Source organism: Comamonas thiooxydans, assembly GCF_000964545.1.
GTDB lineage: Bacteria > Pseudomonadota > Gammaproteobacteria > Burkholderiales > Burkholderiaceae_C > Comamonas > Comamonas thiooxydans.
Window position 1 is genome coordinate 259,643 of the sequence record NZ_BBVD01000003.1, and the last position, 25,250, is coordinate 284,892.

A 25,250-nucleotide genomic window follows, 5' to 3' on the forward strand; every position below is an offset into this window, starting at 1 on the left:
AAGAGCAAATTCTACGGTGAGGCAGCCCCTGTCCACGGCTTATCCGGGCTCTTCCCCGAAAAGGTCAAGGAATCGCCCTGCGAGAGCAACTCGGGCGCTTGCACCAAAGGCATGTTCATCGACCCCGTGGCGATGGCCACCTGATTGCGCCCCCTATGCTTGGCCCTGTAGAGCGCCGCATCTGCGCGCTTGAGCAGATCGTCCTCGGTTTCCCCTGGCTCCCAGAGCCCGACCCCTAAAGAAATGGTGAAACGCCCCACCTCGGGATCGGCGCATTCCGCCACGGCACAGCGAATGCGCTCTGCCAATCCTGCGGCCACACCGAGGCTGGCATCCGAGAGGACGATCAGGAACTCCTCCCCGCCCCAGCGCACGGCATGGTCATAGCGACGAACCTTGCCGGAAAGCACATGTGCCACCATCTTGAGCACGCGATCTCCGGCGACATGGCCAAAGCGGTCGTTGACCTGCTTGAAAAGATCAATATCGCCCAATATCACGCCATAAGGCCGCAGCTGATTCTGAGCCTGAAGCTGGTTGCGCTTGAGCTCGGTCTCGCCTGCATGGCGGTTGAGCAAGCCCGTCAGCTTGTCGCGGTTTGCGCGCTCGCGCAGCTCCATCTCTCGCTGCACCATGCGGCTGATGTCCTTGGATGCCCCTACATAGTGGCTGATCTGCCCTGACTCGTCGCGCAGAGCTGCAATGCTTTGCTCGGCGTAGTACACGCCGCCGCTTTTGTGACGGTTGATGAAGGTGGCGCGAAAATTGTGGCCAAGACTCAATGCTTCCTGCAACTGGGCATAGAACTCCGGCTCATGCAGGCCCGAGCGCAGCATCTCGGTGGGTTGGCCCAGCAGTTCCGCCGCGCTATAGCCCGTGAGAGCTTCAAAAGCCTGGTTGACAAAGACGATGGTGGAGTCGCGATCCGTGATCAAGATGCCGTCATTGGCCGCATTCAATGCCCTGGCGAGCAGCGCGCGCTCCTGCTCGGCCCGCACACGCTCCGAAATATCGCGCTGCACCGCCACAAAATGCCGAATGACGCCCTTCTCATCACGCACGGGGGAAATATTCCACTCCACGTGGTAGGTGCTGCCGTCCTTGCGGTAGTTCACCACACTGCCCTGAAATGGCAGGCCTTGCTCCAGAGACTCATGCAAACGCAGCAACACCAGTTGATCCGTCAACGGCCCCTGCAACATGCGCGGCGAGCGGCCCAGAAGCTCTGCTTCGGTGTATCCGGTCATCTCGCACATGGCCGCATTGCAGTACTCGATGACAGCCCCCTCTCCATCCAATCTGGCATCGGTAATCATCACTGCGCAAAAGGACTGAGCCATGGCGATCTCCAGCAACTGGCCGGTGATCGTTCGCTTTGCGATGGCATTGGCACGAATCATGTTTGAACCTCGAGCGCGCTTGCAGTCGTGAAGGCTCATTATTCGTTACTTTGCGTCACTTGCGTATACCAAAAACACAGCATCTCAGCTTGTCCACGCCGAGCTGCCCTCAGCGGTGCAGCCACCAGGTCATAAACCGGAAATTTCCGGGCTTTTCCCGCGGGCTGAGCTGCCCGCGCCCGCCCCCCCGCGCATCACCCATGGTCAGGGACATCAGTAGCTCAAACTGCAATCAGATGGCAACTGTCAGCCTCGGGCCGACCGCAATGGGTACACGGGGCTGTCCCTTACCAGCCGGTATTGCATTGCCGAAGCCGCCGAGCGGCGAAACCGGAAAAGGCAGCCGCCTCAGCGGCGTGCCGCAGCCATTTCCATGATTCCTAAAAGCAAGCATCAATGGAAAGAAAGCACGGTGGCCGACTTCAAGGACAAGACCGTTCTGGTGTCCCGCAGTGGCTCCGGCATGGGCCGGGGCACGCATCGTGATTGCCGAAATCAAGCCTAGCAGGCCATTGCCGCCGGCGAGTCCATGCATAGTGCCGGAATCGAGGCTCTGGTTACCCAGGGCGATTGAGCCACGAGATCCATGGGCACGCTCGTGCCACCTGGCCTGCGTGGGGATGCCCATCCAAGCAAAAGCACCTCGTGCACCAGGCTGAAAAAAGGCGCAACGTCCCGGCCTCTGACAGGGAAGGCGCGCCACTGGACTCTCTGTCAGGCTGCTTTCCAGAAAATATAGTCGGCCTGATACGGCACGACCTGCTTGCTGCCCAGATTCGCTGCTCCGCAGGCCATGCTCGGCGCGACGCCCCCCTTGGTTGCCACACGCTGGATATAGGTCACCCCCTGCATGGCTCCCATGCCGGTGGCAGGATTGGCCTTGACCAGTTGCAAAGGGATATTGCCCGCTCCGGCAGGAGCCACGGCAAGCTGCGTGGCAGTGACCTTGGAGCCGTCGTTATTCTCCCAAGTCGCTGGCGGCCCCCAGTATTTGCCGATGACCATACCGCTTCGCGTTTGCAGCTTGGCATCGGGGCCTACAAACACCCATTCGTGCTCGGTTGCCATGTCCTTTTTGGCTCGGCACTCATAGGTGATCTGGCCGATACCCACGGTCTCCATGACCACTTTGTGTCCCGCGGGCACTTGCACGGAAGCCGGAAGTTCGGCTTGTGAATACATGGAGTGCGAGCCCATGGATGAGCAAGCGCTCAGGCCAAGCGCGGATAGGCACAGAGCAGTCAGCGAAAGTGTGTGTCGGTGCGTCATGATAATTCCCTCAAACAAGGTGAGAAATGCACTGGGCAGACTTGCCCGGTACTCGGGGCTGCGGCTTGTCAGCCGCCAAACGTCAAGGCGTTGCCAGGCAGCGGACGACCCAGAGCCGAGCTCAGTGCTGTGTAATGCATGGTTTCATCAGCCGCCAGGCGTCCCGCGACCTTGGCCAGATCGCGGCTCTCAAAGGCGGGAATGACGCCCAGGTAGGCGTTGGTCGCCCCAAGCTCCAGTCTTGCGGCGAGAGCCAGTACATCAGCCTGGCTTTTCAGGGTTGCAGCCTTCAGCGATTCGGCATAAGTCTGCATCGGGGCCTCGGCTACCGGTTTGCCACCCATTTTCTGAATGGTTGCAATCAAGGCATCACGGTGGGCCTTGTGATGGCTTTGGAACAGCAGGGCGACATCCAGCACGGGCTTTTGCAGCAGACCGCTACCGGCTCCCAGCTGGTATGCATTGATAGCCTCATGTTCCAGCCCCAGGGCCACATTGAGGATGGATACATCCTTGGCTGGGTCATTGCCCATGCCTTGAGCCAGAGCTTCGCTGCCTGCCAGCATGGCGACGGCCACCGCTGACAAAGTGCCGGTAGTACCCAGAAATCCGCGTCGCGATGCCATGAGTGAGGGATGGCCTTCAAACAGATTGATCTTCATGATGACTCCTAGTTGGCTGTGGGGCTGTGTCGAGCAATTTCGATGTCCGACCCTTGGAATACGCAGGCTGTGGATCGGTGGATTCAAGTTTTTGAAAATATTTTTGAGCCAATTCATGCGTTGCCCACATCCGGCAGCCGAGATGCTGCGTATAGGTAAACAGGCAAGGTCGGCAATACGCCTTGGCAGTTATCCAACAGCGCCGCATTAAAGAGGCGCTTCTGTTCACAATGGCTGCATGAGCGCCAAAACATCGGACAACGAATTGATGGACTTACTCGACCGCGTCGCAACCCGGGATGAGCGTGCTCTCAAGCTGCTGTACGACCTGACCGCCTCGCGGCTGTATGGGCTGGCTCTGCGCATCGTCGCCAACAAAGAGTGGGCCGAGGATGTATTGCAAGAGAGCTTTCTGGGCATCTGGCGCAGTGCGGAGACCTACCGAGACTCGCTCAGCCCGCCTCTGGCCTGGATGGGCATGCTGGTGCGCAGCCGGGCTTTGGACTTTTTGCGCCGGCGCAGGGCCGAGCGCCTGCATCTCAATGTCTCGATCGAGAGCGTGGAAGATCTGTTGCAGGACCAGGATGCGCAAGCGCCCATGCAGCTGATCGAGGCTAGCGAACAGGCCGCGGCATTGCATCAGTGCCTGCAGCAACTGGCGCAGCCCCAGCGCCAAGTGGTGAGCTTGGCCTATCTGAGGGATTTAAGTCATAGCGAGCTGGCCAGCAGCCTGAAGCTGCCGCTGGGCACCGTCAAGACATGGATGCGCCGCAGCCTGGAGCAACTGCGCAAATGCATGGCCCGCCATGTCTGAGCGTCAGGAGTCCACATCATGAATCTGACTCGAAACCCCGAATTGCTCGACCGCCTGGCTGCCTCCTATTCATTGGGAACCTTGCACGGGGGGGCACGCCGACGCTTTGAGCAACTGGCACGTGAATATCCGCAGGTACGGGCGGCAGCATTGCTGTGGCAAGGTCGCTGGTCGGCCTTCTCCGAGGTTCAGACTCCAATACAGCCCGATGCAGTGGTCTGGACACGCATAGTCAATTTGCTGCAAGCCGAAAATGCCAGCATCAGACTGGCTCGCCAACATGAAGCTGCTGTATCGAAGCCGCCAGTGCCATCACTCGCTTGGTGGCGTGGGCTGGCCCTGGCAGGCGGATTGGCCACTGTGGCGGCTGTCTCGGTGGGACTTTGGTTTCAGCGGGGGCTCGAAGACGCCTCACAGCAACAACTGTCTGCGCTGCAAGCTCAGCTCCAGATGACACAGGCCGCATTGCAGGCTGCGCCCCAGATTCAGTATGTGGCGGTGCTGGCCGACGGCAAGGCCGATGCATCCATGCTGGTGACGTTCGATCCTCGACATAGGCAATTGGTGTTGCAGCGTGTGAGCGGCTTTAAAGAAGCGGACAACCAGTCTTTGCAACTGTGGGCCTTGCCCCAGCAAGGCGCTCCGCGTTCTTTGGGCGTCATGGGTGAGGGAAAGCTTGAGCAGCTCACTGCTCAGGAGAGCGATGTGAACGCAATCCCGGCCCTGGCCATCAGCCTGGAGCCGAAAGGCGGCGTCCCCAGCTCAACGGGGCCGACTGGCCCGGTTCTTTTCAAGGGCGCACTCATTCGCCGAGATCTCTGATTCGCGTCTCCATTGACACTGCAGCGAACTGTGCCCGATTTATCCAGAACCATTGAGGTTCAACAGCTGCCATAAGTGGCAAGTCCTGTCGCTGCTTTCTGCTGCAAAAACGGTGTATCAGCGGGCTCTCCCGAGTGAGCGCTTTTAATTGCTTGGCAAACGCGCAGCCATCATTCAGGTCTCCCGGAGGCGCAACGCAAGTTGCGACATCGCTGTATGACCATGGTCAGGTCATGCTGACGTGGCCGCCTGGATGGATGTGCGGCTACAGCCCTGATCGCCTGAATCACCAGTAAGAATGCTGGTGATGATTGGCACCTGCTACGGCTAGTACAGATGCCGGCCCTCGAACTTCGGACTCCAGCCCTCCAGCGCATGAACGAGCTGGCTATCTTTCAGGACAGCACGGCTCGTCTTCCGGCCGCGTCGTGACAGCCCAGCCCTGCCAGGGCGGCCCGGCCAGGGTGGCCCGGACCGGGTGGCCCGCGCGTTGTGATTGCAGGAACAAAATGAGCTTGATGCTGTGTCAGCAGCGGACGCAGCACCTGCAGCTCAATCTACAAAAATCGAGCATGGTGGGGCGTCGGGAGCGACAAGACGTCGAGATGGCTATTGCCGCTGCCTTGCTTGCTATTTGCCCATGGCGCCTTTCGACATTCCTTCCTTATCCATGGCGTCCTTGCTCATCTTGTCCTTGCCCATGTGGTCCCTGGAGGATTCTCCATGCTTCAGGGCAGTTGCAGCACAGCCAAGACCATAGGCTTTCAGCCTGTTTCTCGAGGGTTCACAGTCCCTCTTCTTGAACGACAAGACTGTCGAGGATTCACAACTGAACAAAGCTGCAGCTTCCAAGCCTGCGAAGGCTGACTGGCCGGCCACTCTGCTTCCAGCAACTGGGCTCGCTTAGACGACGGCATCAGAAACGCCTGGTTAGGCGAGCGCTTCAGGCTTGAGCGGGTAAAGGCGGATTGTTCAGATTGCCATCTGCTTCGCAATCAATGACTACCCGACAACCGTGGTGCAGACATGTATCGCTTTTGGGGCGATGCAGCTCTTCCATAAGCCGCTTGGCCTGGCTGCGCACTGATTTTCATCGACAACCGCGAGCCGCAGAGATCGGCCCCAGAGACATGTCTATTGGGTGACGCGGCCTGAGCTACGCATGGCCGGCATCGTTGACATCAATAGAGATTGAAAACCACGTAGTTACAGCTCTGCTTGGAATAAACCGCTTCGTTGAACTGTTTACAGCAAGTCAACCAAAAGGAGATTCCATGACCCGCCTCGTTTTCCTTGCCGCCCTGAACTCGGTGCTGCTGGCGGCCTGTGCCATGACATCCGGGACCCAGGCACAGATGCCAGCCTCCGCCATCAATGGTGTGCTCGCTGGCCCCAATCAGATGACGCTCTATGTCTTCGACAAGGATGCCGCAGGTTCCGGAAAAAGCGTGTGCAACGGCGTCTGCGCCACGAACTGGCCTCCGTTGATGGTGGCCTCAGGCAGCGCTGCTAGTGGCGACTGGAGCGTCGTGATCCGCGACAGCGGCGACAAACAATGGGCCTACAAAGGCCGTCCGCTCTACTACTGGTCCAAAGATGCCAAGCCAGGAGACAAGACGGGAGATGGCTTTCTCAACAACGCCTGGCACACAGCCCGACCCTAAGAGTCCAAGGTCCGAGCATTGAAAGGAAGAAACAATGAACCGCAGAAAAATAAAGCTCGCAGCGGCTTGCATCATGGCGCTGCCCCCGGTGTTCCTCCAGGCTGCAGAACCTGAAGTGACGGCACCCGAGGTGGTCCAGGCTCTGGAGGGCACCTTTGGCGTGCACCAGGGACAGCGCCGCAATCACATCAAAGGAAGCTGCGCGATCGGCGAATTCGTCGGCACCTCTGAGGCGGCCGGCTACTCGCGCTCCATCTTGTTCACAGGCAAAGTCGTTCCGGTAATCGCCCGCTTCTCTCTGGCAGGCGGCAATCCCAAGGCCCCTGATGCCGCCAGGAGCGCACGTGGCATGGCGCTGCAATTCAAGCTACCGCAGGGGCAGTTGCAGCAGATGTCCATGTTGAACACCCCCATGTTCGGTGCATCCAGCCCCAGGACTTTCCTGGATCTGACTTTGGCCCAGCGCCCGGATCCCGCCACCGGCAAGCCAGATCCGGAAACGCTCAGCGCATTCAAGGCTTCCCATCCCGACAATCATGCCCAGGCGCAATATTTGGCCAGCCACAACCCGCCGGATAGCTACACCCACAGCGCATTCTTTGGAATTCACACCTTCAAGTTCATCAACGCACAAGACAAGGTGACGCCGGTGCGCTGGCGCTTCGTGCCGCAGGAGGGTGAGAAGTCTCTGAGCAACGAAGCATTGAAGACGGCAGATGCCGACTTCCTGGAGAAAGCCTTGATCGACAGCACGGCGCAAAAGCCGGCTCGCTGGGACATGCTGGTGACTATAGGGCAGCCTGGCGATCCACAGGACGACCCTACGCAGCCCTGGCCCGCACAGCGGCCCGAGTTCAAGGCCGGTACATTGACGATCACCAGTGCTTCGTCCCAAAAAGCATCCATGTGCGAGTCGATCAACTTTGACCCGATGGTCATGGCCGACGGCATTGCGCCGACCAATGATCCCGTGCTCCGCTTTCGCTCCCAGGCCTATGCTGTGTCATTTGGCAAGCGCTTGAGCGGTCAATGAATTCCAGGATCACCTCGGACGGATCAAGACATCCGGGCATCCGAGACTGCGGCCGGCAGACCTTGCAGTTCGCGGCCGAACCAGCCTGTGTGCTCTGCGCTGCGTACATCCGGCAGAGTGCATAGGGCGAATGCTCGTCTCCTTGCCTCCCTGGCTTTTCAGCATGCGACGACCGAGAACATATGGGTCTTTATAGAATCGGGCATGGATATCGACAAGATCAAGGGCCGTCTGGCCTTTCTGCAAGAAGCGGAAAAGCTCAAGAGCGTGCTCCGAAGCGCGCACACATCGACAGGCAGGACGGAGAGCACCGCCGAACATACTTGGCATCTGTGCCTGATGGCGATGACATTCGAGGACGAACTGGCCGGCATGGACATGCTCAAGCTGCTGAAAATGTGCCTTGTGCATGATTTGGGCGAAGCGATTCACGGAGACATTCCTGCCATCGAGAAAGACCAGCATCCTGACAAAAGCGAGCAGGAAAAGGCCGATCTGCTGCATCTCACACGCTCGCTCGATAAGTCGCACCAAGCCGAGATCCTTGCGCTTTGGCAGGAGTATGAGGATGCCGCATCGCCCGAAGCCAAAGCCGTGAAGGCACTGGACAAGCTGGAGACCATTCTTCAGCACAACCAGGGAGCCAACCCGGCCGACTTCGACTACGGGTTCAATCTGACCTACGGTCAGAAGCACACCAGCGCCGAACCTCTGTTTTCATTGATGCGCAAAATCCTCGACGAAGGCACACGCCAGAGAATGGCCGAAGCCTCCCGCAATCCTGGCCAGTCGCTCTAGGCCACCGTCAAGCGACTGCCAGCAAGGCATTTCGTGTCTGAGAGTGAGTGTTGCAAAGCAGCCCTTGCTCGTCGCAATCGAGCTGCTGCATCGTGCCCGGATGAGCAGCAGCGTACGGGAATCGACGATCACAGAAGTTGGAATGGTTTGACTGCTCCCCAAAACCTGACTCTTTGATTTTTCATGCGACGTCGGTCGAGCACAGCCGCGGCTTTGAGCCAGAAGTTTGCGGCCGCAAACCTCAGCCTCTGGACAGATATGCAGCGGCACCATCGAATCGAAACGTCAGCAGCACTCCTACCTGGCAAACGCATGATCTTTGGGGGCTTCGAGCCGTCCGTCGAAGTGAAGACCTGACGCCAGCCTTCGGGCCTCGCTGCCCGTGACCCGCTCAAGCATGCCGGTCATCTCCTTGCTCAAACTTGGCCAGACAAGAGCAGCGCTCGCAGCTTGCCTGCAGAAAGCATGCCGCCTGCGTCTGGCGAAGATGTCGCATAACTTAGCGGGGAACCTGTGATTCGGAGATTGCATTGCTGGCCGCCGAATCAAGGCAGACTTGGCTTTTCGCAGGAGTCTCAACACTCGGCTCACCGGAATGCCAGAAGGCTCTCACAGTATCGAGCATGGCGGGCTTTCGCTGCGGCGGCGCTGCCGTGATGCTGCCAAGGCTGATGAATCCGGCCAGATACTCGGTGGACTCTATCCCCAGTTCAGCACAAAGTAAAACGTCGAAGCAGCGCTCTCCGCTGAGCATGATGGCAAGCCGAGTTGATGCGCGGCATTCAGCAGGTTGCCCAGTGCTGAGCCGGCTGCCAGCCATTGTTCACGCTCCGGCACCCGCATGCGCAGCTTGGGCGACATGATGAAAGCGAGCAAAGTCGGGCTGCGTGTGGCGTGCTCACGCGCACGCCTGAGGTCCTCAGTGGAGGCTAGAGGGTCGCGGCGCAATTTCTCCTGTTCGAATAAATCTGCCAGCCGCGCTCGAGAATCCGCGGGAAACACCAGCACACGCCAAGGATGTAGACCACCATGATCTGGTGCGCTCAACGCCGCCTCGATCATCAGGTCGATCTCCTGGCTGTCCGCTCCCGGAGCCTCAAGTCGCTTCGGTGAGACGGAGCGTCGATCCAGAAGAGGGGCAATCGCCTTTCTGCTGTTCGAAACCGCAAATACATGCTTGAGGGTGGAAATGGCCTCCGACAAGCCTTGGGCCCAGACAACGACCTTCTCGCCTTCAGTCGTGAACCCCCGAAAGACTGTCCCGGTTTTCACCAGGGAACAGCCGTACTCGCGTTCGGCTTCTGCCACAGCTTTCTTCAGCTGCGCTTGAGAGATTTGACATGCAATTGCTGCTGCCGCCCAGTCCTGCTCCCGATGGAGGGCCAACAGGTAGGAAATGTGATCTTGCTTCACTAAAGCCCTCTACTAAACATGATCGTCGCGAAGTACGAACAAGGCATTGATTATTCGAACCAGCTTATGAGCGGTGATCTGGGCGAGCCGTGTTCGTCATGTCTTTGCACATAGAGCGCACACCTTCTTGAATCGATGTCTGTCCTTGCAAAGCCGCGCCTGCTTGCGCAAATCTTTGAGGGGAAGATGGGACGTTCAGTCTGCAGCCCCTGAATATCGAACCAAGGGACGCAGCATGGGTTTGAGCGGATCAGGCGTGTTGTCCAATTCGGACAGCGCATCCGCCTGTTCATACAAAGCAGCAGTCACGCCCGGTGAGTACGCCTGGTGCAGGTTGGCCACTTCAAGGCGGGTATACAGAGCAGACGCGATGGCCTTGCGGTGCTCTGGCCGCTCGAGATGGAGCCCCCAGATTGACTCCTCCAACAGTATTTCCAGCACTTGCAGCCGCTCTTCAACGTTGAGCTTTTCGCTTCCCATATAGGTCTCAATTCACATAAGCACAAGAGTTCGGGAGACAGTGGCAGATGGAAGCAGGAGGAGCCGCTGCGCGCCAACTAGACGAAGTCTGCCATGCCAGCCTTCGTTATATTTAAGTATATATTACGAAGAGATGAGCCACCCACTGAATATGGTGGGTGAGAATTGGGCAGCACTGCTTGCTCATGGTTTGCGAGAAGCAGGCCAGCGTTTCTGACGGAATTGATGCGATGCCTTCAGCGCCCTGCCCTCGTGGTGACGGGGAGGCGATGAGCGTTAAGCGATGAAACTCGTACTTGAGCCGCAGCACGAAGCTCAATGCCATGAGAGATTCTTTGCACTACGCCACTGCGTGCAAGTGCCTGTGCCGTCAGCCTACCTAGCTGCTATGGACCAAGGCGACCAGCTTGTCCAGATCGGCTTGACATGCCCGAAGAGCATGTTGCTCGATACGCCTATACAGAGCAATCACCAGATGCCCCGTTTCAGTGAGCTCCGTACCACCTCCATGAGAGCCGCCCGTCGATGTGATCACCGCCGGCTTATTCAGCGCATGATTGATGCCATCGACCAGCAACCAGGCCCGGCGGTAGGACATGCCCAGGGATTTGGCTGCCGCAGCAATGGATTTGGTTTCGTTAATGGTCTCCAGGAGTTCGATTTTCCCAGGGCCGATGGCAATGATGTCACCGGCCATAACACGCATGCGCAGCTTCACTTGTGGTGAAGCGAGATTGGAGCGTGAAGGTGTATTGGACATGTGGTTTGAAAACGCAAGATGTGAAGTTACTGAAGGCTCAGCGTAACCACGTCGCCCTGGGCGGAACTATTTCGGCACAGCACGGATTATGACGATGGCTGAAGCCTCAAGTCCGAAGCATCAGCGTAGTCAACAGGCTCGGTTCATATGGTCGGAGTGCCAGAACCGCTGAACATCGAGGCTGAATGCGCGGCAATAGGCCTTCAGCTCTTTTGCGTGAGCCCTGACCGCGGACTTTGCCGTGAATCATTTGCTCGCTCGTGACTGCGCAGCCCCCGGAGCCGTGGCTCAGCTGAGCGCTGTGAAATGATGGCCGACAGGCCGCGACGTGACCATGAGCAGCTCCAATCGCGGCAAAGCCGTCTCCTGGCACAGGACTGCATTGTGTCGATATGCGACAGCCGCAAAACCAGCCCTTGTTGCCAATCGACTCTGCGATCTGCTGATTCCAGCGCTTCACTCCATATCGGAGCCTGTGACGCCGCATACTGGAGCAAATTGCAGGCTCTGCAACCTCGAGCTTGGCAAACGTGCCTCCCTGGCGCCTTTTGGCTCCAGGTTGTCGAGAACCGGCAGCTACCATGAGCTGCGCACACAGACATTAGCTTTAGCATTGGCATGGCTTGTAAACCCAATCTGCCTGCAATAGGCTTTGATACCTCCTGTCAACATCTGTGAAGTGCGCATGGTGGATCATCACAGCCCAATTCAGGAGGCTCGTCCCTGATGACGCGTGCGATGTCAGCGGCGGTGTGTAAGGGTCGCGCGCAAGGAGACTCTGATGTCTCATTTCTCGTTCGCTCGTTCGGCCAGCCTCGTCGCGCTGGCAGTGATTCCTATGGCATCCTGGGCCATCCACGGCACCGAAGGTGTCGAGTGGGGAGCACCGCCTCCGGTTCTCGCCAAAGGAGCCAAGTTCGCGGTACTCCTAGGTGATCCCAATCAACCCGGCCCCTATGTGGTGCGTCTGTCCGTGCCCGCCGGCTATCGCGTCTTGCCGCATTGGCACAGTCAAGCCGAGAACGTGACCGTCATTTCGGGCACGGTCATGATCGGGATGGGCGACAAGTGGGACTCGAAGGCACTCAAAGTCCAAAAAGCCGGCAGCTTCGGTTCGATTCCGGCCAAGGCCAATCACTTCGCCATGTTCAAGGTTCCAACAGTGATCCAGATCCACGGGGAAGGCCCATTCGACCTGAACTACGTCGACCCGGCAGATGATCCGCAGAAGGCGCACAAGTAAATCCAGGTTGCACACCCAGCGTGCTCTCGGCGGAGCCGCTGGCGTGCCCCCTCGCACAGGGCAAGCGCATCAGGAACAGGTTGGCAGATGCCATCGCCCCCGGTCAGCATCGTAGATACAAGGCATTTGACATTCTCATGATGTCAGGGTTGAGACTTGACTCACAACCTTGAAAGGAGCATGCAATGACTGCTTTTCGTGTGACCGACATGACATGCGGTGGCTGCGCGGGGCGCATCAAACGATCAATTGTGGCCATGGATGACAAGGCCTGCATCGAGTTTGAGCTCAAGGAGCGAACCGTGCTTATCTCGGGAACCGCATCTGACGCCGAGTTTGCAGAGGCCATCCAGGATGCGGGTTATACGCCTGAGCTGATTGAACCGCCCCCCGCCCTGGCAGGCAATGCAGGCCCAGATACTGCTCGATGCAAATGTCGGGCGCCACATCCCGGTGTTTCATGCTGCGGTGGCGATGATGCACCCTCATGAGCGGCTCGGGTAACGAGGAGACCGATTGAGCCAGGGATCTCGCCAGAGCGATCGGTTCACCCTCCTGAAGTGCTGGTGCATCCAGCGTGCTCGTCATTTGCTGGAACTCCCGGCGCTTCACACTGCGATTGCAACCCCGGTGATCTCCGATGGATGCAATGAAAGCGGCCTGAAAGCCAGGCTTTCATTTTAGGAAGCAGGCGACAGCACGATCTGGGCATGGATACGGAATGCCACGAGCAGCATTCCGACCCATTGCCCAGTTTTTCCTCAAGGCGCCAGAACCAGATCCTTGGTGGTCACACTGTTGGCGGTTGTCAGCGTCACTGCTGGCGCAGTGGTCTGAGTGGTGTAGCCGGCAGTGCTACCCAAGATGTTGTACTTGCCAGCGGCAGCGGTGTCTGCAGTGAAAACCAAAGGTCCGCTTGCGACGTAAGGCGCCTTGTTGGGCGCCAGCAATGGCAGATTCAGGTTGTAGTTTGCATTGGCGGGATCAACCAAAGTCCATGCGACATCAAGCCTCTGACCTGCACTCAGCACTTGCTGGGCATTCACATCAGCATCTGTCAAAGGCGTATTGGATGTGTTTGTCACCTTGCCCGCAACAGTCGCCGAAGCAGATGCAGGCAGCGGAATGGGGGCCGTCGATGCGTTGAGCGTGGTAGTGCCTGCAGCGATAGAGACAGGAACGCCAGTCACTGCGGCGGTGGTCAGGTTCTGGCCTGCAACGACGACGGTGTAGTTGGTGTTCTCCGGCAGGTAGGCCAGTACGAACTTGCCTGTGGTGGCGTTGGGCACGGTGGCGCGCAGGTTGTTGTCCGGGTCACGTGTGGACACCACGACGCTGGAGGCCAGAGCGGGATCCACATAGCCCACAATTGCTGTAGTCAACCGCTTGATGACGGCCACCACGGGTTTGAGGTTGTAGTTGCCGGAGTTACCTGCCTTGACAATGGACTTGCAGGCATCGAAGTCCAGAACCATATCGGCGACCTGGCCGCCGGTGACATTGAAGTTGGCCTTCAGCTTGAAGCCGCTTTGTTGGCCGCTGGGAGTGGTCAGCGCGATCTCGTTGGTCGAACCCGACAGCACCAGTGCATTGGCCAGCGGATTGGCAGATGTTGGGTTGGAAGGATTGTCAGCCAGCACCAAGCGGACCTGCTGGTAGTTGCCGGCTGGTAGCGGAAGCGAGCCCAACTCTTGCAGTACACCATTGGTCAAACCGAGCAGGTCAATGCGCTGGGCAGGAATCGTCAACTCGCTCCAGCCAGAATCGGTGGTACCTGCCGTGGCGCTCTGATGCACGCGGATTTTGGTGACAGTGACATAGACATGGTCATAGCCACACGCCGGAGCGTCGGTCATGGCCAGCTTGAGCGTGCCTTGCTGTGGGGTGCTATCGCCACCACCACCGCCGCCACATGCTGCCAGGCCGGCAGCAATCAAACCCAAACCCGTCCAGCACAAGGCCTTGGCAGATCGGAATCCATGCAAGTTGCTCATACCTTACCTTTTTGAAAATAAAGACAGCGCAATGCTAGGAGTACCCTTGGATACAGTGTTACGACTCGTAGACCCCGCATTCGAGCCAATCTCTGAGCAGATCCAATCATGCTCTACCTTCGGTAACAATGCCATTGAAACCTGCCTCCATATGCCACAGCCATCGCCGAAAATAGGACATGGCTGAGGTGATCCAGGTATGGGGTCCATGAAGGCTCGGATACCAAGCCTGTATTGCTGCCATCGAGCAATCATTGATAGAGAAGTACAGACAAAAGCCATGCTGCGCAGCAAATTGGGAACACTGCTAGTGATCAGTGCGGCACTTTCTTGTGCGGCAGGATTTGCTCTGGATGCCCAGGGCAGCATCGCGAACCTTGAGCTTTGGATAGCTTTGGCAGTCCTGCTGCTCCTCAGCGGTGCAGTCCTGATCGTCCTGGGACAGAACGACTAGCCCTTTGAGGCCGAACGACGCTGTTGCCGGCATTAATCGCGACCGCCAGTTCCAGGCCCTGGGCAAAAGAAATAGTGACGTCACCGAGATCCTCCCGATCATTCTCAGGGCCTCGCTGCAGCTCACGGTGACATGCGTCAGATCGAAAGGATTTCTATGAAAAAAGTGCTAGCGCTGGTCGCCACAGCTTTGCTGCTCAGCGGCTGTGTCGTGTATCCGAACGGCTACTACGACGACGGATACAGAAAACCCCACCCTCATGGGTGCCCACCTGGGCAAGCCAAGAAAGGCAACTGCTAGCACTGAACCTCGCTGTGCTCAGCCCATAAGCACTTGCAGGCATGAATCCATCTGATTGACTGTCATTGGCCCACCATGGAGCCACCGTCGACACAGGCTGACTGCCGGCACAGACCGGGACCAGGCGGTCACCAACTAAGGCAAATTTTCTAGACGACGCAGAGCCACCAGTTGCCATATCGACAGAATGAATGTTGCCAGCATCAACGCAATCGACATGGGCTGAATGAACGACTCGCTGCCTTGGAAGAAGAAAAACGCGTGAATGCCTACGGTTAAAAGGCCGAGACAGGCCAAGAGCTTGTAGTAAGGCAAGCCGGTTTTCAGGTTGGCGACAACCCGGCTGTGCGAGTACATGACCAATCCAATGATTGGAATATTGAGGAGCAGGTTGATTTGATTGCCGCCAGGAATGAGGAACAGCTCCCATTCATGCCAGTAGGCTGCGTCAATTTGATGCGTGATCAGGATGGTGGCATTTGCCAGAAAAAGAAGGCGAAGGCGGTCATGCATGGGCATTGACAGTGCTTCTGTCTATTTTGCGGACATAAAGACTACCCTGGCCGGACTCTTCAACCAATTCAATCGGGGATAGCCTCTCACGACCAAGAGCGATCGGTCATGAGCATTTGCGGACCGCTCGGGCTGAACTTGAGCAAGTGACTTTGACGCCTTGACGCAGGCTGCTCCTCATGCAGCCAACGTGCCCCCCAAACCAGCCGTTGCCCCCAACCCGTCAGATCCGGCCACGGGAAGACTGCACAGGCCAAGCATTCACTGCCGCAACCAATCCGCAAGAATTCGATTGCCGATGCCTGCTTGGTATCCACTTTCACCAGTCAAGCATCGCCGGTTGGCTGAATGCGTCAGCTCGTCGCGAATGCAGACAGTCTGTTGCCTCGGCCGACTCCATGTAGATATGGACTCAACGCACGATCAAAACCGGCATCCGTGCCAAACGCAAGACTTTGCAAGTCACAGACCCGAGCAGTACGGCTTCTGTTGCCGTTAGCCCGTGGGAGCCGATGCAAATACCGAAGCAGCCAAGAGATTCAGCCAAACCCACGATAGCGATTGCATCATCACCCATGACGACATGAAGATGCCAGGGGACAAGGGTAGCTGATTCTGCGAGCGCTCGACGCGCCCGGGCCGTGGCTGCCCAGCCGTATCGACCCAACTCGGTCTCCGCAGCCTCTTTGCTCAACCAGGGCTGCACATTCACGAGGTCAAGCATGCTGCCTTGCCCCATTGCCACCAAACGGGCACCAACGGCAACAGCACGCGAAGAGCATGCAGAGCCGTCCACTGCCACCAGCCAACGTTCGCCACCGGTATTTGCACAACTGCACTTGCCTTTCCACGTCAATGAAATCAGCCTGCCAAGGCTATCGCGCCGCTCGAGATCAGGCGCAGGCATGAGTGCAGGCATCGCTGCATCGCTCATAGAACACTCCTTGAAGATTTTCGGCCTGAGAGCTTCAAGCTAAGCAGCACGGAAATCAGGACAATCGAGCCAACAATGAGTAGCGACCAATGCACGGGCATATGAAACCAGGGCATCATCAGCATCTTGCCCCCGATATAGATCAGTACCAGAGCAAGGCCGTACTTGAGCAGATGGAAGCGTTCGGCCATGTCGGCCAGCAGGAAGTACAGCGCCCTCAAACCCAGTATCGCGAAGATATTGGATGTAAAAACGATAAATGGGTCGGTGGTGACAGCGAAGATGGCCGGAATACTATCCACGGCAAAGACCAGGTCACTCGCCTCAATCATCAGAAGCACCAAGAACATCGGTGTTGCATGAAGCAATCCATCGATGCGTACGAAAAACGACTGGCCGTGAAAGCCTGGCGCTATACGCATGTGGCAGCGCAACCAGCGTAGCAGTGGATTCTTTTCCAGATCGGGCTTTTGCTCAGCCATGATCAACATCTTGCCGCCCGTGACCACGAGCAGCAGCCCAAAAACGTAGAGCACCCACTCAAACTCGGAAACGAGCCAGATTCCGCCAAGAATCATTGCTGCCCGCATCACGATCGCTCCAAGAACCCCATACAGCAGCACGCGTCGCTGCAACTCTGGCGGGACAGCGAAGTAGGTAAAGATCATCACGAAGACGAACATGTTGTCTACCGACAATGCCTGCTCGATGAGGTAGCCGGTAAAGAATTCAAGTGCCTTGCGATTGGCAATTTCACGACCTGCGGTAGCGTCCAAATACCACCATAACAACGCGCCGAATGTGGTGGCAAGAGCCACCCAGGTGGCAGTCCAGCTTGCAGCTTCCTTGGCCGACACGCGGTGAGCCTTGTTTCCTCCGAGGACAAATAGATCCAGGCCCAGCATGATGAGCACAAAGACAATGAAGCCGATCCACATCGGGCCGGTTGCCAAAGTTTCGATGTTGTGCATGAAATGGCCCCAAGCGTTTGCTTCTTTGCCTTGAGATACTGCTTGCACCATGGGCCGCTGACATGCCCCGGCCAACTGCAGAGACAAGGCGAAACAACGGCGTAGCGAGGGCAGTGCGAGCGGCTCTCAACGTCGCTGTCGAGCTCTTAACTGGAAGCCATCCATAGAGCCACAATGCCCGCTCCGGCACCGACTCCCGCTGGAATACCAATGCGCTCCAGCTTCGAGGCAGGCTCGCCCGGGATCACCTCTACAGGCACGCTGGTTCGCTCCAGCACCTGATTCGTCACTGAATTCTCGATAAGACGCACCAAGGAACTCTTTCGCGCCGTGCTCATGACAATCAGGTCGCAATGAAGCCTGCGCGCGACATCCACAATGCAGTCAACCTTGTTGCCGACTTCCGAGTGGACAGCATATGGAATCCCGGCGGCATCCAGCATTTGCCGAGCAGTCAAGAGCGCCGACTCCGTCTGCTCATGATGAAACTCCATCCGGTCACTCCTGCTTGAGTAATCGGTGATGAGTTTCGAGAATGGCGGCTGCACGTTCAGGAGATGAATCTCCAGATCTTCGCTCTTCCTGAACTCGTCGATCACGTGACGTATTGCAAACAACGAATTGGCTGATCCGTCTGACGGGACAAGAACTCTCAGCATGGTGCTTCTCCTTTGAGGTGAGCTGCTTGGTGCAGTGACTCACCTGAGTGGATCCTCGTTCAAAGACTGCTTGCGCCTTCTGATTCGAAGGTTCTCCGCCGAGCACTTCTCCTGGCCCTGGACAACACCAACAATAGCGATGCAGCAATTTAATAAAAGCAGATAATTTGGAAGCAATAGCTCCGAAAAGCCGAACAATGAGCCCTGGCTTCAGTTACAGGCACCTTTACTATTTTTGGGTTGTCGCCAAAGAAGGAGGCATGGCCCGTGCTGCCGAGCGCCTGGGCATGGCTGTACAAACTGTTAGCACCCAAGTTCGTGAGCTGGAGCGGTCACTGGGCTATGCACTGCTCAAACCTGCAGGGCGAGGCGTTGTCCTGACAGACGCAGGACTTGCCGCCATGCGGCAGGCAGAGCAAATCTTCCAGCTAGGGGAGCAGCTGCCTGCGGTAGTGCGTGACGCAGTGGGCATGCCGACCATGCGTTTGATCGTCGGCATCGCCGACGAGTTGCCCGAACTGGCGGTGCGAAGCCTGATGCAACCTGTGATGCAGGAACCCCATCTTCGACTTTTGTGCTTGGTTGACGAATTCGAGGATTTGCTGGGTGACCTGGCTTTGCATCGACTTGATGTCGTTCTGGCCGACCGTGCCGCTCCTCCAAATCCCAACCTCAAGGTCTATAGCCACTCTCTGGGCTCATCCCCATTGGCCTGGTATGCACCTGCATCCTTGTTTGCAGCAGCTCGGCAAGACTTTCCGCAGTCTCTGGCCAAAGTCCCCGTGCTTCTGCCAACGGCCCATGCAGCAGTGCGCGCAAGGCTTGATCAGTGGTTTGAACGAGAGTCCATCAAACCGCATGTCATAGGCGAGTTCGAGGACAGTGCATTGCTGAAGACGTTTGGAGCAGCTGGCATGGGTGTCTTTCCAATGGCCAGCTTGGTTCACGAAGACTTGACGACCCGATATGAGGTGAAGCGTTTGGGCGATTGCGAGGGTGTGGAGGAACACTTCTTCGCGATTGGTGCAAGCAGGAAGGTGCTACATCCTCTGGTGCAAAAGCTATTTTCGACAAGAGGCTAGATTTCCTCGTAAAGCAAGCGCTCAGCACTGTCGGCGAATCGAGGTGTAGTGAAGTTCGCGCCTGCGATCAAAAACCGTCTATGGCCGAAATCCCCAAGAGCCATCAAAGCAGACTGTTGTGAAATGTGAAGAAAGCGCTGTGCTGACTTATTCAAGCACAATCTTTACAAGTTCGGTATCACCAGTGCAGGTGCTTAGACAATATGAAATCAACTCATTGGTTTGCTATTGATCGCAGTCACTTCTCCAGCATTTCCTATGCAATGCTCTTCGTGGCTGGAGCAATTGCGCTCTCGATGGCGGCGATCTGTGCGGCAGCTCTTTATCAAAGTCGGCTGGACACAATGAAGCACGCGGTGGAAACATCGCGTAATGTGGCTCTTCTCGCCGAAAATGATGTGGTTCGAAATCTCGAACTCTATGCGCTGTCATTGCAGGCCGTGATTGATGGATTGAACGATCCCGAAGTGATGGCTGCATCGCCGCACCTGCGCGAAGTTGCCTTGTTCGACAAAGCTGCGACTGCATCCTATTTGGGATCAATTCTGGTCTTGGATACCGAGGGGAACATTGCCATCGATGCACGAAAAGTCAAGCCAGGCAATGTCAACTTCTCCGGCCATGATTTCTTCACCGTGCATCGAGAAAATTCCGGCAAGGGGCTCTATGTGGGAGACCCATACGCATCACCGCTGCATGGCGGCGCCTTGAGCATTCCCCTGAGCCGTCGGCTTTCTCATGCAGACGGCTCTTTCGCAGGCATAGTGCTGATCGATGTCCAGCTTGAATATTTCAGAAAACTATTTTCTGGGCTGTCGCTGGGTGAGAATGGATCGCTTGCATTGATAAGAAAAGATGGCGCGATGATGATGCGCCAACCCTTTGATGCCAAGGTCATAGGGCGCAATATACGAAACGCAAGCACATTCAAGCGGTTCACTGCTGAGCCTGAGGGCAGCTTTTCAGATATTTCCTACCTTGATGGCACTCATCGCCTGTACTATTTCAAGAATCTTCCGAGCTTGCCGTTCATTATCATGGTCGCGAAAGCGCACTCCGATATTTTCACGGCTTGGCGACAACGTGCACTGATCATTGCCTGTCTGATGGGGGTGCTCACAGCAGCCTTTATCGGCTTGTCCTTTGCTTTCGTGACACAGCTCAAGCGACGAATACGCGCCGAGTCGGAGTTGGCCTTGCTAGCTCGTACTGATGGGCTGACGGGCTTGAACAACCGCCGCAGACTCGACGAAATGCTGGATCAGGAATGGCACCGGGCAAGACGAAACCATAGTATTTTTTCATTGCTATTCGTCGACATTGACAGGTTCAAGGTCTACAACGACACATACGGACACCAAGCTGGGGATGACGTCATCGCAACCATAGCCAAATGCATTGGTGACAGTATTCGCAGGCCAGGAGATATCGCAGCTCGTTATGGAGGCGAGGAGTTCATCATTGTTTTGCCGGATACATCTCTAGAGGGCGCGTCATGCATTGCGGAAAACATCCGCGCCGCCGTTTCGCAACTCTCTATCGAGCACTCAGGAAGCGAATTCGGCTACATCACAGTCAGCATCGGTTGTGCGGCATGGGAGCCAGAACACGATGCAGATGTAGCCTCGGTGATCCGTTCGGCCGATGAGGCGCTATACAAGGCCAAGACGACAGGTCGCAACAAAGTTGTTGTATTCACCAAAACTCCAACACAACGAGCAGCAGACTTTCGGGACACAACGCAAAGCCATAGCCAGTCCCTGATCTGAATCCGTCATGGAGGCGGCACCGGTGCTGATGCTCGATGAATCTAAGAAAGAATGACGAAAGGTTGCAATGCCGCTCGACAATGTCTGCTTGCCCTGGCTGCAGCAAAGGCTGCAACGGCTCTTGCCGACGGCCAGAAGCTGTCTGTCACAAACTTCAGCTTCTGCGCTGGTGAGCTGCATTACGATCAACGCGAAAACTGCCACTACATTCCCAGCGAACCACTCGACTGACATCGAGTTGAAGAGCAGGATGCATGCGCATTGGCTGCTCAGGTTCCAGGTAACTACAGACAATGTTGAAAGGCCATGCTCAGCCTGGATTGCTGGAGCGTGATCTGCGAGCTCAAGGGGCCCAGGCTGAGAGCACTGCAGCCACCGGCCCTGCGGGCATTGTGAATGCGGCGCCAGCTCCGCATCTAACGGTCAATTCAGCAGGAGTGAAGAGATGTCATATATCGATGGTTTCGTGATCGCTGTCCCCACCGCCAACAAGCAGAAGTTCATCGAGCACGCGCGCAAGCTCGACCCGATATTCATCGAGCTCGGCGCAATCAGGGTGATCGAGGCTTGGGGAGATGACGTCCCCGATGGCAAGGTCACCGACTTCCGCCGCTCGGTTCAGGCCACGGCCGAGGAGACAGTGGCTTTTTCATGGGTCGAATGGCCGGACAAGGCCACGCGCGACGCAGCCATGAAGAAGATGATGGAAGACCCGCGCATGGACCCATCCGCCCCCAGCAATCCGCCCATGCCCTTCGACGGCAAGCGCATGATCTTTGGGGGTTTCGAACAAGTCGTCGAAGTGAAGCCCTGAAGTCTGATGTTCAGCTCATTGAGCTGTCAGGTTCAAGCCCAGGCGACATCCCCCTCTCACCAGTTGCTTGATGCAATGCAGCCTGGTCTCCACCTAGCTGCGCCGGTGATCCCTGCGGCAGTCTCCTCATTGCGATGCACAAAGACATCGCCCTTGCGCATCCGGGCATTCTCTCTAGGGGGAGTGATGGGTGTGGCGGGGCGACATGCAGGGGGCTGTGCGTCATGAACTCCAAGAGCCGTGACGATCAACCGCAACTCATCGCCGTGGGTTGCGCCTGCAATTGCGGCAGTACCGCCACCCCGGGAATTTGAGTCCGGTGGGCTCAGCAAGCAGAAGCAGCCCGCCCTCACTGGATTGATGCGCCACTTGCCGATACCGGCTATCGCCACCTCCGGCACAAAGCCGGCAGCTGAGCGCTGCCTTGTACTGCGCCCAGTTGGTGCTCGATAGCGGGGCTGGACTGCTGCGGCGACACTGATTGATTCAACAATGCCGCCGCAAGCATCTGCCAGATGCGCCCTTCAATGACGGAAGCACCTGGGCACACATGGGCATCCATATGTGGCCGGGTGCATGCCAATCGTGCTTATTTGGGAGAGAACAGGAAGTTCATCACATCGCCGTCCCTGACGATGTACTCCTTGCCTTCGGCGCGCATCTTGCCGGCGTCCTTGGCACCTTGTTCGCCCTTGAAAGCGACGAAGTCTTCAAAGGCAATGGTCTGGGCACGAATGAAACCGCGCTCGAAGTCACCGTGAATCACGCCCGCGGCCTGGGGAGCCGTAGCGCCGACACGCACAGTCCAGGCACGCACTTCCTTTTCACCGGCAGTGAAATAGGTCTGCAGGCCCAGCAGCTTGAAGCCAGCACGGATCAGGCGGTTCAGGCCAGGCTCTTCCAGACCCAGCTCCTGCAGGAACATATCGCGGTCTTCGTCTTCCATCTCGGCCATCTCGGCCTCGATCTTGGCGCAGATGGCGACCACGGGTGCGCCCTGAGCTTCTGCATATTCCTTGAGACGATCCAGAAAAGGATTGTTTTCAAAGCCGTCTTCGGACACGTTGCCCACAAACATGGCGGGCTTGGCAGTGATCAGGCAGAAAGGCTTGAGCAGGGGCGCATCTTCCTTGGACACCGACACCACACGGGCGGGCTTGCCTTCATTCAGGGCTGCCTGAATGGGAGTCAGCAGTGCCACCAGCTTGGCGGCTTCCTTGTCGTTACCGGACTTGGCGGCCTTGCTGTAGCGATTCAACGCCTTTTCCACCGTGGCCAGGTCGGCCAGGCACAGCTCGGTCTGGATGACTTCGATGTCGGAAATCGGGTCCACCTTGCCCGCCACATGAATCACGTTGGGATCTTCAAAGCAGCGCACCACGTTGACGATGGCATCGGTTTCACGGATATGGGCCAGGAACTGGTTGCCCAGTCCTTCGCCCTTGGAAGCACCAGCCACCAGGCCGGCGATGTCCACGAATTCCACGATAGCGGGAACGATGCGCTCGGGCTTGACGACCTCGGAGAGCTGATCCAGACGCGGATCGGGCACTTCCACCACGCCGGTGTTGGGCTCGATCGTGCAGAAGGGATAGTTCTCGGCGGCGATGCCGGCCTTGGTCAGGGCGTTGAAAAGAGTGGACTTGCCCACGTTGGGCAGGCCCACGATGCCGCATTTGAGGCTCATGGAAATTCCTTATGTATCAATGCACTATCGAGCACCACACCCATGTGGCGGAAGTGCCCGATCCGCATCGTCGCGAATCCGGTTCTTTTGAAGCGTGACCCATAGGCACTCTGTTCACCCAGAGTTTCGTCCCGGTTTGGCCACGGAAAGCCCCCGATTGTAATGACCCGGCAATCTCTGCTCATCTGCGGTAGATTGCGCCGCCGTTCCGGCCAGAAGGCAAAAAAGCCTGCGCAAAGACAGGCCTGGGAGAAAAAGCCCGGGAAATGTCGGATCAATCAGCGGTCAACGCCGGCGAACTCTGTCGCATGGGGCCAAACAGTTGCTCCAGCCCGGCCGTCTCCTCCAGCCGTCGGAACTGGGATTGCGGACTGCACAGATATTTGGTCATGCAGGGAGTCCGACAGCTGCGCATCAAGGCGGGCACCTTCTGGGCAAACTCCAGCACCCAGTCTCCGGCCTCACAGCCAATATGGCCATGACCGTCCGGCAGACAGAAATCTCTGTCGGGGGCACGAAAAGACAGGCGAGCGATCTTTCCGGCAAAAGCACTGCTGCCGGTGAGAACCACGAAATCGCCAGATTTGAATTCAGCCATGCCGCCCTCCCCTCATTGCTGCTGCCAATGGCCTTATTGGACACTGGTTCTGCTGCATCACTATTACAGGGATGCCCCAAGTCTTTGAGGGTCAAAGGCCTACACCCTCAATCAAAGCGCGGATTGCCCGCCAGTTGCTGACCCACAGCCAGCTCTGCTGCAGCATCCGCAACGTCCGGCAGACCCAGCACCATGGCATTCATACCAAAAGTAATAGCGCCATCAACACGCGGATCTTGGCGATAACTGGAAATTGAATATCCCACTGCCGTGCCGGGTACGGCGGTGTCGGGATCTATATCGGGAATCGGGCAGCGCGTACAGGGCTTGCAGGGCAGCAGGCTCAGACCGGGCAACTGGGGCAGATCCAGCTGTTCCACACGATCTTCATCATGGGCTTCGATATCGGCAATCACGATATTCGGACGAAAGCGCCGCGCATCGACAGCAGCCTCGCCGGCCTGCGTCAGTCGCTGATTGAGCTCGTCCACGGCCGACTGGCTGAGCAGCAGCAAAGGGTAGCCGTCGGCAAAATGCACCGGAGCGTCGCCATCGCCCACCCAGCGTTCGCTGGCCCGGCGCGGTTGCGAATTATCAAAGCGCACCAGATGGCAGTCCTGCGCCAGAGCCCGGCTCAGCCAGCTGCGTGCAGGCGCGGCCCATTCGCCGAGGTCCCAGGCATCGACCGTATCCTTCCAGACCCGCGCACGGCATTTGCTGCCCTGTACCAGCAAAGGAATCTGCAAGCTGTCCATACCCGGAAAATGCAGCAGCAAGTATTCGTCCGTAATCTCGGGCCTGATCAGCGCCATGCGCGGATGACTGCGCTGGGTCAAGAAATCGCCATTGGCATCGACCACCATCCAGTGCCTGTCCCATTGCAGGCCATGGCGCGAGAGCGCGGCCTTCGGCACGGCAATACCGGCGCAGGATTTGACGGGGTAGATCCACAGTTCGGCAATCCGGCCCTGCACGTCATAGGCGGTGTCGGTCATCACATCTCCTTCGATTACGGATTCATCTCTCATTTTGCCCTCTAGTCCCTGCTTGACCTGCACAGCCCGCTATCAACAACATAGTTGGCTGCGGTCGGCGACCGCGTGGCATGAGGTTTCCT

The 25,250-nt window shown here is 57.4% G+C and carries 26 protein-coding genes; 11 read left to right on the top strand and 15 right to left on the bottom strand.

Annotation, left to right across the window (positions count from 1 at the left end):
* Positions 1 to 11 precede the first annotated feature (11 nt).
* From Cth01_RS04950 to Cth01_RS04960, 3 genes are all read right to left on the bottom strand, one after another.
* Positions 12 to 1,400 carry a sensor domain-containing diguanylate cyclase gene (locus tag Cth01_RS04950; protein WP_034378193.1) on the bottom strand — a complete coding sequence of 463 codons (1,389 nt, stop codon included), beginning with the start codon at positions 1,398 to 1,400 and terminating at the stop codon, positions 12 to 14.
* A 714-nt stretch (positions 1,401 to 2,114) separates the two neighbouring features.
* Positions 2,115 to 2,669, bottom strand: coding sequence for a DUF3455 domain-containing protein (locus Cth01_RS04955; protein WP_045838647.1), 555 nt, complete (start codon positions 2,667 to 2,669; stop codon positions 2,115 to 2,117).
* Positions 2,670 to 2,737: 68 nt separating this feature from the next.
* Positions 2,738 to 3,331 carry a ferritin-like domain-containing protein gene (locus Cth01_RS04960; RefSeq protein ID WP_034378194.1) on the bottom strand — a complete coding sequence of 198 codons (594 nt, stop codon included), beginning with the start codon at positions 3,329 to 3,331 and terminating at the stop codon, positions 2,738 to 2,740.
* A 238-nt stretch (positions 3,332 to 3,569) separates the two neighbouring features.
* Here Cth01_RS04960 and Cth01_RS04965 point away from each other — a divergent pair, with 238 nt between their 5' ends.
* From Cth01_RS04965 to Cth01_RS04985, 5 genes are all read left to right on the top strand, one after another.
* Positions 3,570 to 4,145, top strand: a complete 576-nt coding sequence (locus Cth01_RS04965) for an RNA polymerase sigma factor (RefSeq protein WP_034404898.1) — start codon at positions 3,570 to 3,572, stop codon at positions 4,143 to 4,145.
* Positions 4,146 to 4,163: 18 nt separating this feature from the next.
* Positions 4,164 to 4,967, top strand: a complete 804-nt coding sequence (locus Cth01_RS04970) for an anti-sigma factor (RefSeq protein WP_034404901.1) — start codon at positions 4,164 to 4,166, stop codon at positions 4,965 to 4,967.
* 1,274 nt (positions 4,968 to 6,241) lie between these two features.
* Positions 6,242 to 6,631 carry a COG4315 family predicted lipoprotein gene (locus Cth01_RS04975; RefSeq protein WP_045838649.1) on the top strand — a complete coding sequence of 130 codons (390 nt, stop codon included), beginning with the start codon at positions 6,242 to 6,244 and terminating at the stop codon, positions 6,629 to 6,631.
* A 34-nt stretch (positions 6,632 to 6,665) separates the two neighbouring features.
* Positions 6,666 to 7,664, top strand: a complete 999-nt coding sequence (locus Cth01_RS04980; protein WP_233425106.1) for a catalase family peroxidase — start codon at positions 6,666 to 6,668, stop codon at positions 7,662 to 7,664.
* Between the two features lie 204 nt (positions 7,665 to 7,868).
* Positions 7,869 to 8,462 (top strand): HD domain-containing protein, encoded by a 594-nt coding sequence (locus tag Cth01_RS04985; RefSeq protein ID WP_045838651.1) that lies wholly within the window; start codon positions 7,869 to 7,871, stop codon positions 8,460 to 8,462.
* 699 nt (positions 8,463 to 9,161) lie between these two features.
* Here the strand turns inward: Cth01_RS04985 and Cth01_RS04990 are convergent.
* The 4 genes from Cth01_RS04990 to Cth01_RS05005 form a co-directional block, all read right to left on the bottom strand.
* Positions 9,162 to 9,875: a nitroreductase family protein gene (locus Cth01_RS04990; protein ID WP_233425107.1), complete on the bottom strand. Its 714-nt coding sequence runs from the start codon at positions 9,873 to 9,875 to the stop codon at positions 9,162 to 9,164.
* A 195-nt stretch (positions 9,876 to 10,070) separates the two neighbouring features.
* Positions 10,071 to 10,355 carry a hypothetical protein gene (locus Cth01_RS04995; RefSeq protein WP_012839761.1) on the bottom strand — a complete coding sequence of 95 codons (285 nt, stop codon included), beginning with the start codon at positions 10,353 to 10,355 and terminating at the stop codon, positions 10,071 to 10,073.
* Between the two features lie 112 nt (positions 10,356 to 10,467).
* Complete coding sequence (locus Cth01_RS05000; protein WP_034357745.1) at positions 10,468 to 10,680, bottom strand: hypothetical protein; 213 nt, start codon at positions 10,678 to 10,680, stop codon at positions 10,468 to 10,470.
* A 54-nt stretch (positions 10,681 to 10,734) separates the two neighbouring features.
* Positions 10,735 to 11,052, bottom strand: coding sequence for a winged helix-turn-helix domain-containing protein (locus Cth01_RS05005; RefSeq protein WP_003071090.1), 318 nt, complete (start codon positions 11,050 to 11,052; stop codon positions 10,735 to 10,737).
* Positions 11,053 to 11,896: 844 nt separating this feature from the next.
* On the opposite strand from Cth01_RS05005, the gene Cth01_RS05010 reads away from it, so the two are divergent.
* Together Cth01_RS05010 and Cth01_RS05015 are read left to right on the top strand one after the other, a co-directional pair.
* On the top strand, positions 11,897 to 12,358 hold the full coding sequence (locus Cth01_RS05010) for a cupin domain-containing protein (protein ID WP_034378205.1): 462 nt from the start codon (positions 11,897 to 11,899) through the stop codon (positions 12,356 to 12,358).
* 185 nt (positions 12,359 to 12,543) lie between these two features.
* Positions 12,544 to 12,849, top strand: a complete 306-nt coding sequence (locus Cth01_RS05015; RefSeq protein ID WP_072248220.1) for a heavy-metal-associated domain-containing protein — start codon at positions 12,544 to 12,546, stop codon at positions 12,847 to 12,849.
* 270 nt (positions 12,850 to 13,119) lie between these two features.
* Here the strand turns inward: Cth01_RS05015 and Cth01_RS05020 are convergent, their stop codons facing one another.
* Positions 13,120 to 14,352: a DUF4382 domain-containing protein gene (locus Cth01_RS05020; protein WP_034404913.1), complete on the bottom strand. Its 1,233-nt coding sequence runs from the start codon at positions 14,350 to 14,352 to the stop codon at positions 13,120 to 13,122.
* 280 nt (positions 14,353 to 14,632) lie between these two features.
* On the opposite strand from Cth01_RS05020, the gene Cth01_RS23935 reads away from it, so the two are divergent.
* Positions 14,633 to 14,806 (top strand): hypothetical protein, encoded by a 174-nt coding sequence (locus tag Cth01_RS23935; protein ID WP_169749760.1) that lies wholly within the window; start codon positions 14,633 to 14,635, stop codon positions 14,804 to 14,806.
* Between the two features lie 435 nt (positions 14,807 to 15,241).
* Here Cth01_RS23935 and Cth01_RS05030 read toward each other — a convergent pair whose 3' ends face one another.
* From Cth01_RS05030 to Cth01_RS05045, 4 genes are all read right to left on the bottom strand, one after another.
* Positions 15,242 to 15,625, bottom strand: a complete 384-nt coding sequence (locus Cth01_RS05030) for a DUF6713 family protein (protein ID WP_045838652.1) — start codon at positions 15,623 to 15,625, stop codon at positions 15,242 to 15,244.
* A gap of 406 nt (positions 15,626 to 16,031) precedes the next feature.
* Positions 16,032 to 16,553 (bottom strand): universal stress protein, encoded by a 522-nt coding sequence (locus Cth01_RS05035; RefSeq protein WP_034357756.1) that lies wholly within the window; start codon positions 16,551 to 16,553, stop codon positions 16,032 to 16,034.
* Positions 16,550 to 17,524: a TerC family protein gene (locus Cth01_RS05040; protein WP_045838682.1), complete on the bottom strand. Its 975-nt coding sequence runs from the start codon at positions 17,522 to 17,524 to the stop codon at positions 16,550 to 16,552. Before Cth01_RS05040 ends, Cth01_RS05035 begins: the two co-directional genes overlap by 4 nt.
* A 146-nt stretch (positions 17,525 to 17,670) precedes the next feature.
* Positions 17,671 to 18,183, bottom strand: coding sequence for a universal stress protein (locus Cth01_RS05045; RefSeq protein ID WP_045838653.1), 513 nt, complete (start codon positions 18,181 to 18,183; stop codon positions 17,671 to 17,673).
* Between the two features lie 197 nt (positions 18,184 to 18,380).
* Here Cth01_RS05045 and Cth01_RS05050 point away from each other — a divergent pair, with 197 nt between their 5' ends.
* The 3 genes from Cth01_RS05050 to Cth01_RS05060 all read left to right on the top strand — a co-directional run bounded on the left by Cth01_RS05050 (position 18,381) and on the right by Cth01_RS05060 (position 21,848).
* Complete coding sequence (locus Cth01_RS05050) at positions 18,381 to 19,265, top strand: LysR family transcriptional regulator (RefSeq protein WP_034357761.1); 885 nt, start codon at positions 18,381 to 18,383, stop codon at positions 19,263 to 19,265.
* 203 nt (positions 19,266 to 19,468) lie between these two features.
* Positions 19,469 to 21,034, top strand: coding sequence for a sensor domain-containing diguanylate cyclase (locus tag Cth01_RS05055; RefSeq protein ID WP_045838654.1), 1,566 nt, complete (start codon positions 19,469 to 19,471; stop codon positions 21,032 to 21,034).
* Between the two features lie 445 nt (positions 21,035 to 21,479).
* Positions 21,480 to 21,848 (top strand): DUF1428 domain-containing protein, encoded by a 369-nt coding sequence (locus Cth01_RS05060; protein WP_045838655.1) that lies wholly within the window; start codon positions 21,480 to 21,482, stop codon positions 21,846 to 21,848.
* 589 nt (positions 21,849 to 22,437) lie between these two features.
* Here Cth01_RS05060 and ychF read toward each other — a convergent pair.
* The 3 genes from ychF to Cth01_RS05075 form a co-directional block, all read right to left on the bottom strand.
* Positions 22,438 to 23,535: a redox-regulated ATPase YchF gene (gene ychF, locus Cth01_RS05065; RefSeq protein ID WP_003071057.1), complete on the bottom strand. Its 1,098-nt coding sequence runs from the start codon at positions 23,533 to 23,535 to the stop codon at positions 22,438 to 22,440.
* Between the two features lie 274 nt (positions 23,536 to 23,809).
* Positions 23,810 to 24,133 (bottom strand): hypothetical protein, encoded by a 324-nt coding sequence (locus tag Cth01_RS05070; protein WP_034357767.1) that lies wholly within the window; start codon positions 24,131 to 24,133, stop codon positions 23,810 to 23,812.
* Positions 24,134 to 24,240: 107 nt separating this feature from the next.
* On the bottom strand, positions 24,241 to 25,128 hold the full coding sequence (locus tag Cth01_RS05075; protein ID WP_045838656.1) for an MOSC domain-containing protein: 888 nt from the start codon (positions 25,126 to 25,128) through the stop codon (positions 24,241 to 24,243).
* Between the last annotated feature and the right edge of the window lie 122 nt (positions 25,129 to 25,250).

Coding starts and splice junctions, on each gene's coding strand:
- Cth01_RS04985 (WP_045838651.1), top strand. CDS start 7,869: ATGGATATCGACAAGATCAAGGGCCGTCTGGCCTTTCTGCAAGAAGCG.
- Cth01_RS04970 (WP_034404901.1), top strand. CDS start 4,164: ATGAATCTGACTCGAAACCCCGAATTGCTCGACCGCCTGGCTGCCTCC.
- Cth01_RS04975 (WP_045838649.1), top strand. CDS start 6,242: ATGACCCGCCTCGTTTTCCTTGCCGCCCTGAACTCGGTGCTGCTGGCG.
- Cth01_RS05030 (WP_045838652.1), bottom strand. CDS start 15,625: ATGCCCATGCATGACCGCCTTCGCCTTCTTTTTCTGGCAAATGCCACC.
- Cth01_RS05000 (WP_034357745.1), bottom strand. CDS start 10,680: ATGGCATTGAGCTTCGTGCTGCGGCTCAAGTACGAGTTTCATCGCTTA.
- Cth01_RS05015 (WP_072248220.1), top strand. CDS start 12,544: ATGACTGCTTTTCGTGTGACCGACATGACATGCGGTGGCTGCGCGGGG.
- Cth01_RS04950 (WP_034378193.1), bottom strand. CDS start 1,400: ATGATTCGTGCCAATGCCATCGCAAAGCGAACGATCACCGGCCAGTTG.
- Cth01_RS05040 (WP_045838682.1), bottom strand. CDS start 17,524: ATGCACAACATCGAAACTTTGGCAACCGGCCCGATGTGGATCGGCTTC.
- Cth01_RS04960 (WP_034378194.1), bottom strand. CDS start 3,331: ATGAAGATCAATCTGTTTGAAGGCCATCCCTCACTCATGGCATCGCGA.
- Cth01_RS05075 (WP_045838656.1), bottom strand. CDS start 25,128: ATGACCGACACCGCCTATGACGTGCAGGGCCGGATTGCCGAACTGTGG.
- Cth01_RS05005 (WP_003071090.1), bottom strand. CDS start 11,052: ATGGCCGGTGACATCATTGCCATCGGCCCTGGGAAAATCGAACTCCTG.
- Cth01_RS05045 (WP_045838653.1), bottom strand. CDS start 18,183: ATGCTGAGAGTTCTTGTCCCGTCAGACGGATCAGCCAATTCGTTGTTT.
- Cth01_RS04995 (WP_012839761.1), bottom strand. CDS start 10,355: ATGGGAAGCGAAAAGCTCAACGTTGAAGAGCGGCTGCAAGTGCTGGAA.
- Cth01_RS05050 (WP_034357761.1), top strand. CDS start 18,381: ATGAGCCCTGGCTTCAGTTACAGGCACCTTTACTATTTTTGGGTTGTC.
- Cth01_RS23935 (WP_169749760.1), top strand. CDS start 14,633: ATGCTGCGCAGCAAATTGGGAACACTGCTAGTGATCAGTGCGGCACTT.
- Cth01_RS05070 (WP_034357767.1), bottom strand. CDS start 24,133: ATGGCTGAATTCAAATCTGGCGATTTCGTGGTTCTCACCGGCAGCAGT.
- Cth01_RS05060 (WP_045838655.1), top strand. CDS start 21,480: ATGTCATATATCGATGGTTTCGTGATCGCTGTCCCCACCGCCAACAAG.
- Cth01_RS05055 (WP_045838654.1), top strand. CDS start 19,469: ATGAAATCAACTCATTGGTTTGCTATTGATCGCAGTCACTTCTCCAGC.
- Cth01_RS04980 (WP_233425106.1), top strand. CDS start 6,666: ATGAACCGCAGAAAAATAAAGCTCGCAGCGGCTTGCATCATGGCGCTG.
- Cth01_RS05020 (WP_034404913.1), bottom strand. CDS start 14,352: ATGAGCAACTTGCATGGATTCCGATCTGCCAAGGCCTTGTGCTGGACG.
- ychF (WP_003071057.1), bottom strand. CDS start 23,535: ATGAGCCTCAAATGCGGCATCGTGGGCCTGCCCAACGTGGGCAAGTCC.
- Cth01_RS05010 (WP_034378205.1), top strand. CDS start 11,897: ATGTCTCATTTCTCGTTCGCTCGTTCGGCCAGCCTCGTCGCGCTGGCA.
- Cth01_RS04965 (WP_034404898.1), top strand. CDS start 3,570: ATGAGCGCCAAAACATCGGACAACGAATTGATGGACTTACTCGACCGC.
- Cth01_RS04955 (WP_045838647.1), bottom strand. CDS start 2,669: ATGACGCACCGACACACACTTTCGCTGACTGCTCTGTGCCTATCCGCG.
- Cth01_RS05035 (WP_034357756.1), bottom strand. CDS start 16,553: ATGAGCGATGCAGCGATGCCTGCACTCATGCCTGCGCCTGATCTCGAG.